The following is a 12154-nucleotide window of genomic DNA, read 5'->3' as shown; positions in this document are numbered from 1 at the left end:
CCATGCTGCCTGCGCCGGCAGCGCAAACAACAAGAACAGAGCCGGCAGGAAACGAACCCGGAGACCAAAGTTCCCATGAAGCGCAGATCATTTCTCAGGGGCGCCGGCGTCGGCGCCGCCGCCGGCATCGCCTCGCCCGCGATCGCCCAAAGCCAGCCGACCGTTACCTGGCGCCTGGCCTCGAGCTATCCGAAGTCGCTGGATACGCTCTACGGCTCCTGCACCTATCTGTCGGAGGCCGTCTCGGCGATCACGGACGGCAAGTTCAAGATCCAGGTCTTCGCCACCGGCGAGATCGTGCCCGCCCTGCAGGTTGCCGACGCCGTCACCAACGGCACCGTCGAAATGGGCCATTCCGGTTCGTATTTCTACATCGGCAAGGACACCGCCTTCGCCTTCGGCACGGTCATCCCCTGGGGGCCCAACAGCCGCCAGATGCAGGCCTGGCTCTTCCATGCCGGTGGGCTCGAGCTGCTCAACGAGTTCTACGCCAAGTTCAACATCTACAACCTGCCGGCCGGCAACACCGGCGCCCAGATGGGCGGCTGGTTCCGCAAGGAGATCAAGTCCGTCGCCGATCTCCAGGGCCTGAAGATGCGGATCGGCGGGCTCGGCGGCAATGTCCTGCAGAAGATGGGCGTGGTGCCGCAACAGCTCGGCGCCGGCGACATCTATCCGGCGCTGGAGCGCGGCGTCCTCGACGCGGTCGAATTCGTCGGCCCCTATGACGACGAGAAGCTCGGCTTCGCCAAGGTCGCGCCCTACTACTATTACCCCGGCTTCTGGGACGGCTGCGCCGAACTCAGCTTCTTCATCAATCTGGAGAAGTGGAACAGCCTGCCCCCGACCTACCAGAAGGTGCTGAAGCACTGCGCCATGGCCGCCGGCCACGACATGCAGGCGAAATACGACGCCCTGAACCCGCCGGCCCTGAAGCGGCTGATCGCGGGCGGCGCCCAGTTGCGCCCGCTGCCGAACGACATCCTCAGGCAGAGCTACAAGCACACCAAGGATCTCTACGCCGAGATGTCGGCCGCCAACCCGGCCTTCAAGAAGATCTACGACCACCTCTGGGCCTTCCAGCAGGACAGCACGCGCTACTGGCAGATCTCGGACCTCTCCTTCGACCTGATGTCGGCCACCGCGATTCAGCAGCGCTGGCAGGACGGCTGACGGCGTCTGCACCACGGTTCTCGGGGCGCCACTGACGGCGCCCTGGCTTCGATTGTTCCGCCGACCAGCCCATGATCGCAAAGCCCATGGTCGCCACGGAGTCACGCATCTGCTTGCTCCAACCATGCGCGTGCGTCGCACCGCATGGGTGGGAGACCTCCATCGTCTCGCAACCCATGCGTGACGCGGCGGCGTTTTCAGCAATTCTCGACAGGTGAAGCAGGCAGTTCGCCTCGCACGCGGCCGGGGAGGGCGCGACCAGAGTCGCATGAGGCCGAGACGCCAAAGGCGAACCAGCAGAAGTTAGATATTGTAGATTTTATCCAATTGACAGGCGCGCCGTTTGTCTGGCTCTGTCAGGCCGACCGCGAGAGCGTGTCGAACGGGAAACCTGCATGACCGCGCCGTTGTCCATGCGCTCCAAACTGCCGCAGTTTCGTCAGACGATGACCGGCGCCGCGGTGGTCGAGCTGCGCCGCCGTATCCTTTCGGGCGCGGTCGTGGCCGGCGAAGCGCTGCGGCAGGATGCTCTGGCGAAGGAGTTCGGCATCAGCCGCATCCCCATCCGCGAGGCCTTCCACCAGCTCGCCGCGGAAGGGCTGGTCACGCTCCACGCGCATCGCGGCGCCGTGGTGACCGCGTTGTCGGCGCTCGACATCGCCGAACTCTTCGACCTGCGCGCCATGCTGGAGCCTGACCTGATCCGCCGCGCCGTGCCGCGATTGACCGGGAGCGACTTCGCTCGCGCCGAGGCCCTGCTTGCCGACTATGCGGCGGCGATCGCGGGGAGGGATCTCGAGGCCTATGGCGAACTCAACCGTGAATACCATCTCTCGCTCTACCGGGCCTCGGGCCGCAGCCAGACGCTCGAACTGGTGCGGGTTCTGCTGGCCAACACCGACCGCTACACCCGCGTCCAGCTCGCCATGTCCGACGGCGCGACGACGCGCGCCAAGCGCGAGCACGCCGCCCTGCTGGAGCTCTGCCGTGCGGGCGATGCCGAGGGCGCGGCCAAGCTGACGCTCGATCACGTCATGGCGGTGCGCCACGACCTGCTGCAACTCCTGCACGCCGACGAGGCCAAGCTGGCCGAGCCACACGCACCCGCCGCCTGAAGCGCATCTGTTTGACATCCCACGGCTCTCGAGACTGACCAACCAGGACAAGCGACCATGACGATCGGAGTAGGCGGATCGAGCTTCGAGGCGGAACTCGCCAGGCTGAAGCCGATGACGGACGGCATCGAGCCGATCGCGGTCTCGGAGTTCAAGCAGCGCATCGCCAAGGCGCAGAAGCTTCTGCGCGAACAGAGCCTTCAGGCGCTCTATCTGGATACCTCGACGAGCCTGGCCTATTTCACCGGCATCCAGATCGGCCTGACCGAGCGGCTGCATGGCGCGGTCATCCCCGTCGAGGGCGAGATCGCCTATCTCAGCCCGGCTTTCGAGGAGCCCAAGACGCGCGAATACATGAAGTTCGGTGACGACGTCCGCTGCTGGGAGGAGCATGAAGATCCGACCGAGCTGGTGATCGAGACCATCCGCAGCATGGGCTACGAGAGCGGCCAGGTCGCGCTCGATCCACAGACACCGTTCTACATCGTCGACGGCCTGCGCAAGGCCGGCAACCGCTTCTCCTTCACCCAAGGCAACGCGATCACCGCAGCCTGCCGGCAACTCAAGTCCGCGGCGGAGATCGCGCTGATCCAGCGCGCCATGGACATCACCATGGAGGTTCACCGCGCCGCCGCCCGGACCCTGCAGGTCGGCGTCACCACCGCGCAGGTCAAGCACTTCCTCGACCAGGCCCATCGCAAGCTCGGCATGAGCTGGACCAGCGGCGCCGCCCAGTTCGGCGAGGCGACCGCCTATCCCCATGGCGTGCCCCATGAGCAGACGCTGGCCGATGGCGACATGGTGCTGATCGACATGGGCACCAAGGTCGGCGGCTACCGCTCCGACATCACCCGCACCTATGTCTTCGGCGAGCCGAGCGAGCGCCAGCGCGAGATCTGGAACCTCGAGAAGACGGCCCAGCTCGCCGGCTTCGAGGCCGCCAGCCTCGGCGCCCCTTGCGAGAACGTCGACTTCGGTGCGCGCGGCGTCATCGAGGCGGCCGGCTTCGGCCCCGGCTACAAGGTGCCCGGCCTGCCTCATCGCACCGGCCACGGGCTCGGCCTCGACGTCCACGAGGAGGCCTTCATGGTCAAGGGCAACAAGACCCCGCTCCAGCCCGGCATGTGCTTCTCGATCGAGCCGATGATCTGCATCTACGGCGAGTTCGGCGTGCGCCTCGAGGACATCGCCTACATGACGCAGGACGGCGCGCGCTGGTTCACCCAGCCCGCCCACACCGTCGACGACCCCTTCGCCTACGAAGCCTGAACGACAACCCCGCCACCCGATACCGTCAGAACACAACCCAAAGGAAGAAGCAGATGGCTTCGAACATCTTCTCCGGGACGATCCCGGCCCTTATGACGCCCTGCAGGGCCGACCTCACGCCCGATTTCGATGCCCTCGTGCGCAAGGGCCAGGAACTGATCGCCGCCGGCATGTCCGCGGTGGTCTATTGCGGCTCGATGGGCGACTGGCCGCTGCTGACCGACGAGCAGCGCATGGAGGGCACCGCCCGGCTCACGAAGGCGGGCATCCCCGTCATCGTCGGCACCGGCGCGCAGAACACGCAGCGCGCGGCGGCCTTGGCCAAGCATGCGGCAGAGGTCGGCGCCAAGGGGCTGATGGTCATCCCGCGCGTGCTGTCGCGCGGCCCCTCAGCCTCGGCACAGGCCGCGCATTTCGGCGCGATCCTGCAAGCCGCCAACGGCCTGCCGGCGGTGATCTACAACAGCCCCTATTACGGCTTCGAGACCCGTGCCGAGCTGTTCTTCAAGCTGCGCGAGAGCTATCCGAACCTGATCGGCTTCAAGGAGTTCGGCGGCGCCAAGAGCCTGACCTATGCGGCCGAGAACATCACCGGCCAGTCGGATGACATCACCCTGATGGTCGGCGTCGATACTCAGGTCTTCCACGGCTTCGTCAATTGCGGCGCCTCCGGCGCCATCACCGGCATCGGCAACGTCCTGCCCAAGCCCGTCCTGCATCTGGTCGCACTCTGCGAGCAGGCTGCCAAGGGGGATGTCGCGGCGCGCGCCAAGGCACTCGAACTCGACAGCGCACTCGCCGTCTTGTCGAGCTTCGACGAGGGGCCGGACCTCGTGCTGTTCTACAAATACCTGATGGTTCTCGAAGGAAGCCCGGAATACGAGCTGCACTTCAACGCCTCCGACAGCCTCAGCACCGGCCAGAAGCACTTCGCCCGGACCCAGCTCGCGCTGTTCAAGCGCTGGTACGCGGACTGGGCCGAGGGCTGACACACCAGAGCCAGGCTACCCAGCACCGCAAGCTGTCGGTGAGATCACGCCGTGAGGCGGCTCACCGGCAACCGGCAGGCTTCGATGCGGTCGCGTCCGTTGCGCTTGGCCGCATAGAGCGCTTCGTCTGCGCAGGCATACAGTGCTGCCCCATCGACCGGCCCCGCGCCGGAACAGAGCCCGACCGAGATCGTGGCGGCATCCAGATGGGGATGAAGGCCTCGCCACGGCGCACCGGCCAAAGCCGCGCGGATCGCCAGCGCCGTCCGGCGGGCATCGTCCGGCGATGCCCCGCCGAGCACGACGCCAAACTCCTCGCCACCGATGCGCGCGACCAGCCGTCCGGGCCCGCCCGCCTGCTCCGCCACGGTCAGCCCGATCAGCTTCAGGCAGGCATCGCCGACGAGGTGGCCGAAGCGGTCGTTGATCGCCTTGAAATGATCGACATCGATCGCCAGCAGCGACAGCGGGCGGCCCTTGCGGCCCTCTGTCGCCAGGAACTCCATGAAGGCGCGCCGGTTGGCAAGCCCCGTCAGACCATCGGTATCTGCGAGCTTCGCCAATTCGGCATTGGCTCGCCGCAGCGCCGCCTGCGCCTCGATAAGCTCGATGTGCTGGCGCTTGGCCATCGTGATGTCGGCATGGGTGAAGAATCCGATGCCGCCTGCGCCGTGGCGGGCGATCACCCTGAGCCAGCGCTGGCCCGGCAACTCGATCTCGAAAGGCGCACCATCATAGCGCAGGCCATTGCGGATCGCGGCGCGCCAGGCGCCCGCGGGAGAAGCGTCGCGCCAGCACCAGGCGATGATCTCGTCCAGCGAGCGGCCGACCACGGGATGGTCGCGCGGCAGATCGTAGAGCTGTTCGAACGCCTCGTTCGCCGCGATGATGCGATCCGACGCGTCGAGGATGGTGGCGCCGTCGGGAATGAAGCGCAGCGCATCGATGGCCGGCGGGGCGGGAGCGGCGCTCTCGCTGGCCTGGCTCGGGGCGTCGAGACATTGCCACAGGCGCGCGCGGCCGCCCTCGGGTGCACGCAGCGAGGAGGCGCGAAGCCGGCGGCCGTTATGGATGAATTCGAATGGCTGCGTCTGGTTGACGTGGCGGGCGACGCCCTCGGCGACGTAGCGCTCGATCTCCGGCATCTCCTCCGGAGACAGGCGACCGCGATAGAACCGGACCAGATTGTCCGCATAAGGCTCGCCAGCGTAGATCGCTCCGCCATCCTCGGGAAAGAACTGCAGGAAGGTGTCGTTCCAGCTCACCGCCTCGAGACGCGCATCATACTCGCAGGCGGCGATGCCGAGCATGTCCAGCGAGTCGAGCAGATACCGCGTGAGGATCATGCCACTTGGATGACGCATAGGCATTAACAAGCCGTAAGATGCGTCGCCCCCCCCGGGGCGCCGGGTTCAACCGACCTTGCCGTAGCCCGCGAACTTGGCGCTGACCCGCGCCATCTCCGCCTCGTCGAGAATGACGGGTTCAAGCCCGGTCGCGAGAATGTCGAGATACTGGCCGGCGAGGTTCTCGACCTCCGCCACGATCTGATGCGCGCCGGCCAGAGAGGCTCCGAGCGCGATCACGCCGTGATTGGCGAGCAGCACCGCTTTGCGGCCCTCCAGTGCCCTGACCGCGTTCTCAGCCAGTTCCGGCGTGCCGAAGGTCGCATACTCGGCGCAGCGCACATCGGCGCCACCGCACAGCGCGATCATGTAGTGGAAGGCGGGGATGCCGCGTCGCGTCGCGGACAGGGCGGTGGCACGCGGCGAATGGGTGTGGACGATCGCCTGCGCTTCAGGCCGCGCCTTGTAGATCGCCAGATGGAACGGCCATTCGGACGAAGGTTTGCGCGCGCCTGACAGCACCGCGCCGTCGAGGGACAATTCGATCAGATCCTCCGGTGTCGTCTGCGCATAGGGCAGGCCCGACGGCGTGATCAGGAAGCCGGCTTCCGTCCGCGCCGAGACATTGCCCGATTTCGAGGGGCAGAAACCCGCCTTGTCGATCGCCTGCGCGACCGCGACGATCTCCGCCGCAAGCTCCATCATGCTCATGCCGCAGCTCCCCTCGCCTGTTCCGGAAACAGCCGGGCGAGCCCCTCGGCGCTGGCCGGCGCCACGCCACGCTCGGTGATCAGCCCGGTGACGAGCCGAGCCGGCGTGACGTCGAAGGCGGGATTGGCCGCAGGGCTGCCCGGCGCGACCACGCGGAACGAATGCACCTCGCCATCCTCGCCGAGCCCTGCCAGATGCGTGACCTCGCGCGCCGCGCGCTCCTCGATCGGGATCTGGCGCAGGCCATCCGACATCGACCAGTCGATCGTCGTGGACGGCAGCGCGACATAGAAGGGCACACCATTGTCATGCGCCGCGAGCGCCTTGAGATAGGTGCCGATCTTGTTGGCGACATCGCCCGTCGCCGTCGTCCGGTCCGTGCCGACGATCACCATGTCCACTTCGCCATGCTGCATCAGATGCCCGCCGGCATTGTCGGCGATGACAGTATGCGGCACGCCATGCGCCCCGAGTTCATAGGCCGTCAGCGCCGCGCCCTGGTTGCGCGGCCTGGTCTCGTCGACCCAGACATGGACGGGGATGCCGGCATCATGCGCGAGATAGATCGGCGCCAGCGCCGTGCCCCAATCGACCGTGGCGAGCCAGCCGGCATTGCAATGGGTCAGGATGTTGATGGTCTTGCCCGCCGGCCGCTCCGCAGCGATGGCACGGATCAGCCCAAGCCCATGCTCGCCGATGGCACGGCACAGCGCGACGTCCTCGTCGCAGATCAGCGCCGCATCGGAATAAGCCATCTCGGCGCGCCGGCCAGGCTCGAGCGGCGTCAGGACGCGTCGCATCCGCCCGAGCGCCCAGTGCAGGTTGACCGCCGTTGGTCGCGTCGCGCCGAGCAGGGATAGGGCCGCCTCCAGAGCCGCATCGGAGGCATCCGCGCGCATCGCCAGCGCCAGGCCATAGGCGGCCGTCGCGCCGATCAGCGGCGCGCCGCGCACGACCATGCTGCGGATCGCCTCTGCCGCCGCCTCGCTCGATGACAGCGTCACGGTCTCGAAGCGGAAGGGCAGCCGCGTCTGGTCGATGACGCAGACCCGCCAGCCATCCTGCGCCAGCCAGATCGTCCGATAGGCCTGCCCGTGGATCTTCATGGCGCGCCCTCTTCAATGCCCGCCGAAGGAGACCAGCGTGCGCACCGGAACGCCCAGCCGCCGGATCTTGTCGGCACCGCCCAGATCCGGAAGGTCGACGATGAAGCAGGCCGCGACGACCTCCGCGCCGAGCCGCGACAGAAGATTGACCGCCCCCTCCGCCGTGCCGCCCGTCGCGATCAGATCATCGACCAGCAGGACACGCTCGCCCGGCGCAACCGCATCCTTGTGGACCTCGATCTCGTCGGTGCCGTATTCGAGCGTATAGGTCGCGCTGACCGTCTCATGCGGCAGCTTGCCCTTCTTGCGCACCGGCACGAAACCGGCCGAGAGCTGATGCGCCACGGCTCCGCCCAGGATGAAGCCGCGCGCCTCGATGCCGGCGATCTTGTCGATCTTCAAGCCCGCGAAGGGCTGAACGAGCTCGTCCACGGCGCGGCGGAAGGCGCGCGCATCGCCGAGAAGCGTGGTGATGTCGCGGAAGATGATGCCGGGCTTGGGATAGTCCGGAATCGCGCGGATGGTGTCGGCCAGATTCATGGATGTCGCTTCATCGGGTCAGGCCGCCTTCAGGATGCGCCCTGCCACCGCGTCGAGCTTCGCCAGAACGGCGGCATCGCGGACATCGGGCGCGGTGATGATGGCATTGTCGAGCGCATGGTGGGAGCCCACCGGGCAGGCAATGCGCTGCGCCGGGAAGTCGACGGCGAGCCGGGCCACCAGCCGTTTGGCCTTGTCAGCGTTCTCATGCAGCACCTTGACGACGGCCGCGACGTCGACCGGGCCGTGCTCCTCGTGCCAGCAGTCGTAATCCGTCACCATCGCGACGGTCGCATAGGTGATCTCGGCCTCGCGGGCGAGCTTGGCCTCGGGCATCGCCGTCATGCCGATCAGGTCGTAGCCGAGGGTCTTGTAGGTCATCGATTCCGCATAGGTCGAGAACTGCGGCCCTTCCATCGTCACCAGCGTGCCGCCCTGTACGAAGGGCAGCGCCTCGGCGGTGGCGGCGTCGGCGATCCTGGCCCGCAGTGCCGGGCCGACCGGATGGGCGAGCGAGACATGCGCGACGCAGCCCTTGCCGAAGAACGAGCTCGCACGTCCGCTGGTCCGGTCGACGAACTGATCCACCAGCACGAACAGGCCGGGATAGAGTTCGGCCTTGTAGGAGCCGCAGGCCGACAGCGAAACCAGGTCGGTGACGCCCGCCCGCTTCATCACGTCGATATTGGCGCGGTAGTTGATCTCGGAGGGCGGGATCGCATGACCCCGGCCATGGCGCGGCAGGAAGACGATCTTCGTGCCGCCGATGCGGCCGATCCGCAGCACGTCGGACGGCTCGCCCCAGGGGCTCTCGATGCGCTCCTCGCGCAGATCGGTCAGCCCCGGCAGGTCATAGATGCCCGACCCGCCGATGATTCCGAGAACGGCTTCGCTCATGCGTGATTCTCCGGCCAAAGCAACGACGGGAACAGGGTTGTGTGACGGTCTTATCAAATGATCGCAGCAGCAAGCGCAACCGCCCGCTTGAAACGAAGAGAGCCCCGTCTCCGGGGCTCTCTGCTGATATCCTATGCGATCAGTGGTGCAGAGGCGAGCCGTCCGGCATGCGCGCCCAGACCTTCTTCTTCGTGTAATAAAGCAGCAGGGAGAAGATGAACAGGAACAGCATGACCTGCAGGCCGATGCGCTTGCGCTGCTCGAGATGCGGCTCGGCCGTCCACATCAGATAGGCCGTCACGTCCTTGGCGTACTGCGCCACGGTCTCGGGCACCTGCGGCTGGCCATCGGGTCCCTTCGGGAACTCGACCTGTCCGTCGTTCAGCGGCTTGGGCATCGCGATCAGATGGCCCGGCATATAGGTGTTGTAGTACTGGCCGGGCAGCAGCGTGATGCCCTCGGGCGCCGGGTCCTTGTACCCCGTCAGCAGCGCCGCGATGTAGTCCGGCCCCTGCTCCTGGTACTGCGTGAAGATGTCGAAGATGAAGCGCGGGAAGCCGCGCTCATAGGTGCGCGCCTTGGCGATCACCGAGAGGTCGAGCGGATAGGCGCCGCCATTGGCCGCGCGGGCGGCCTGCTCGTTCGCGAACGGCGACGGGAACGGATCGGCCGCCCGGCCCGGCCGCTCGAACATCTCGCCCGTATCGTTGGGGCCGTCCTTGACCTGGAAGGTCGCGGCCAGCGCCGTGACCTGGCTCGCCGAGAACTCGGGCCCGCCTGGCTGCGCCAGGTTGCGGAATTTCATCAGCGAAGCCGCGTGGCAGCTCGCGCAGACTTCCTTGTAGATCTTGTAGCCGCGCTGCAGCTGAGCCCGGTCGAAATGGCCGAAGGGCCCGGAGAAGGACCAGCTCAGCGCCGGCGGCTCGACGCGCCCCTCGGCTGCGTTGGCGGCAGGACCGGCGAGGGCGAGACCGAGGCCGAGGCTGAGCCCGGTCAGGGCGAGGCGGAACGAAAGCGTGCTCATGTTTCGTCTCAGCCCTTGGCGTTGGGTTCGGCGGCAGCGGCCGTGGCGATGCGCGCGCCGGAGCCGCCCTTGAGCGGGCCCAGCACGGAATCGGCGATCGAGTTCGGCAGAGCCTTCGGACGCTCGAACAGGCCGATCACGAACAGCGCGACGAAGAAACCGAAATACAGAACCGTGAAGATCTGCGAGGCGGTGACGTAGCCACCCTCGGCCGGCATCGCGCCGAGATAGCCAAGCCCGATGCACACAACCACGAAAGCCCAGAAGAACTGACGCGCGATCGGACGGTAGCTCATCGACTTGACCTTGGAGCTGTCGATCCAGGGCAGGAAGGCGAGCACCACGATCGCGGCGCCCATGGCGATGACACCGCCGAGCTTGTCGGGAATGGCGCGCAGGATCGCGTAGAACGGCAGGAAATACCATTCGGGGACGATGTGCGAGGGCGTCACGGCCGGGTTGGCCGGGATGTAGTTGTCCGCATGCCCCATGAAGTTGGGCTGGTAGAACACGAAGTAGGAGAACACGAAGGTGAACACGACCATCGCGAACAGGTCCTTGACGGTCGCGTAAGGCGTGAACGGCAACGTGTCCTTCTCGACGTTCTTCACCTCGACACCGGTCGGGTTGTTCTGACCGACATGGTGCAGCGCCCAGACATGGAGGATGACCACGCCGAAGATCATGAATGGCAGCAGGTAGTGCAGCGAGAAGAAACGGTTCAGCGTTGGGTTGTCGACCGAGAAGCCGCCCCAGAGGAAGGTCACGATCGTCTCGCCCACCACCGGCAGGGCCGAGAACAGGTTGGTGATGACGGTCGCGCCCCAGAACGACATCTGACCCCAGGGCAGGACGTAGCCCATGAAGGCGGTCGCCATCATCAGCAGGAAGATCACGACGCCGAGGATCCAGAGCACTTCGCGGGGCGCCTTGTATGAGCCGTAATAGAGGCCGCGGAAGATGTGGACATAGACGGCGACGAAGAACATCGAGGCGCCGTTGGAGTGCAGGTAGCGCAGCAGCCAGCCATAGTTCACGTCGCGCATGATGTGCTCGACGGAGTTGAACGCCATCGTCGCATGCGGGGTGTAGTGCATCACGAGGATGATGCCGGTGACGATCTGCGCCACCAGCATGAACATCAGGATGCCGCCGAAGGTCCAGAAATAGTTGAGATTGCGCGGGACCGGATAGGACACCGCCGAATCATGCATAAGGCGGACGATCGGCAGGCGCGCATCGAGCCAGCGCTCGAAGCCGGACTTCGGGACGTAGGAGCTATGACCACTCATGCGGAATGCCTCGGGGCTGTCTCATCCAGGCTGAAAAGCGTCGAGCGCATCGCTCAGCCGATCCTGATCTTGGCGTCGGCGTTGAACGCGTAGGGCGGCACCGGCAGATTGAGCGGTGCGGGACCCTTGCGGATTCGGCCGGAGGAATCGTAGTGCGAACCGTGGCAAGGGCAGAACCAGCCGTCAAAGTCGCCCTTCGGGTCGCCCGGCGCATTGCCGAGCGGCACGCAGCCGAGATGGGTGCAGTTGCCATAGACGACGAGGAACTGATCGTGGCCGGCCTTGACGCGCTGCGCGTCGGTCTGCGGATCCTTCAGGGTCGCGACATCGACCGCGCGCGCCTCTTCGATCTCCTTCTTGGTGCGATGCCGCACGAAGATCAGCTTGCCGCGCCAGAACAGCTTGATCGCCTGGCCCTCGGCGATGGGCGTCAGATCGAGGTCGATCGGCGCGCCTGCGGCCACCGTCTGCGCGTCGGGCGCAAGCTGGCTGACCAGCGGCACGACGACGGCGCCGAGTCCCACGACACCGGCAGCTCCGGTCGCCAGCATCAGGAAATCGCGGCGGGTGGTTTCGGTCGATTTCGTATCGGTCGCGTGCGCCACGATCCAACCCTCTAAAACGTCAGTCGAGTCTTGGAACAACTCGAAATTACAGCCCTGCGCCCCTCTTAGGGGGGCGCGGTCACGGCC

12 protein-coding genes are annotated in these 12154 nt (G+C 66.4%); 4 read left to right on the top strand and 8 right to left on the bottom strand.

Annotated features, from left to right (window positions below; genetic code table 11):
- Positions 1–75: 75 nt before the first annotated feature.
- The 4 genes from AE618_RS14655 (at position 76) to AE618_RS14640 (ending at position 4546) form a co-directional block, all read left to right on the top strand.
- Positions 76–1173 carry a TRAP transporter substrate-binding protein gene (locus AE618_RS14655; RefSeq protein ID WP_054209804.1) on the top strand — a complete coding sequence of 366 codons (1098 nt, stop codon included), beginning with the start codon at positions 76–78 and terminating at the stop codon, positions 1171–1173.
- A gap of 395 nt (positions 1174–1568) precedes the next feature.
- Entirely contained in the window at positions 1569–2288 is a 720-nt protein-coding gene (locus tag AE618_RS14650; protein WP_197280793.1) for a GntR family transcriptional regulator, read from the top strand.
- 57 nt (positions 2289–2345) lie between these two features.
- Positions 2346–3557 carry a M24 family metallopeptidase gene (locus AE618_RS14645; protein WP_054209803.1) on the top strand — a complete coding sequence of 404 codons (1212 nt, stop codon included), beginning with the start codon at positions 2346–2348 and terminating at the stop codon, positions 3555–3557.
- Positions 3558–3610: 53 nt separating this feature from the next.
- Positions 3611–4546 carry a dihydrodipicolinate synthase family protein gene (locus AE618_RS14640; RefSeq protein WP_054209802.1) on the top strand — a complete coding sequence of 312 codons (936 nt, stop codon included), beginning with the start codon at positions 3611–3613 and terminating at the stop codon, positions 4544–4546.
- A gap of 44 nt (positions 4547–4590) precedes the next feature.
- Here AE618_RS14640 and AE618_RS14635 read toward each other — a convergent pair whose 3' ends face one another.
- The 8 genes from AE618_RS14635 to petA form a co-directional block, all read right to left on the bottom strand.
- Positions 4591–5892 carry a GGDEF domain-containing protein gene (locus AE618_RS14635; protein WP_054209801.1) on the bottom strand — a complete coding sequence of 434 codons (1302 nt, stop codon included), beginning with the start codon at positions 5890–5892 and terminating at the stop codon, positions 4591–4593.
- A 66-nt stretch (positions 5893–5958) separates the two neighbouring features.
- Entirely contained in the window at positions 5959–6603 is a 645-nt protein-coding gene (locus tag AE618_RS14630; protein WP_082365272.1) for a class II aldolase/adducin family protein, read from the bottom strand.
- On the bottom strand, positions 6600–7709 hold the full coding sequence (mtnA, locus tag AE618_RS14625; protein WP_054209799.1) for an S-methyl-5-thioribose-1-phosphate isomerase: 1110 nt from the start codon (positions 7707–7709) through the stop codon (positions 6600–6602). Before mtnA ends, AE618_RS14630 begins: the two co-directional genes overlap by 4 nt.
- A gap of 12 nt (positions 7710–7721) precedes the next feature.
- Positions 7722–8249 (bottom strand): adenine phosphoribosyltransferase, encoded by a 528-nt coding sequence (locus AE618_RS14620; RefSeq protein ID WP_054209798.1) that lies wholly within the window; start codon positions 8247–8249, stop codon positions 7722–7724.
- Positions 8250–8267: 18 nt separating this feature from the next.
- The gene (locus AE618_RS14615) at positions 8268–9146 is read right to left on the bottom strand and encodes an S-methyl-5'-thioadenosine phosphorylase (protein WP_054209797.1); all 879 of its coding nucleotides are present in this window, start codon (positions 9144–9146) and stop codon (positions 8268–8270) included.
- Positions 9147–9285: 139 nt separating this feature from the next.
- Entirely contained in the window at positions 9286–10170 is an 885-nt protein-coding gene (locus AE618_RS14610; RefSeq protein WP_054209796.1) for a cytochrome c1, read from the bottom strand.
- 8 nt (positions 10171–10178) lie between these two features.
- Positions 10179–11462, bottom strand: coding sequence for a cytochrome b (locus AE618_RS14605; protein ID WP_054209795.1), 1284 nt, complete (start codon positions 11460–11462; stop codon positions 10179–10181).
- A gap of 53 nt (positions 11463–11515) precedes the next feature.
- Entirely contained in the window at positions 11516–12067 is a 552-nt protein-coding gene (gene petA, locus AE618_RS14600) for a ubiquinol-cytochrome c reductase iron-sulfur subunit (RefSeq protein WP_282568516.1), read from the bottom strand.
- Positions 12068–12154 lie beyond the last annotated feature (87 nt).

The sequence above is a fragment of the Allobosea vaviloviae genome (assembly GCF_001298265.1).
Taxonomy (GTDB): domain Bacteria; phylum Pseudomonadota; class Alphaproteobacteria; order Rhizobiales; family Beijerinckiaceae; genus Allobosea; species Allobosea vaviloviae_B.
This window is presented reverse-complemented; position numbering and strand designations above follow the sequence as displayed.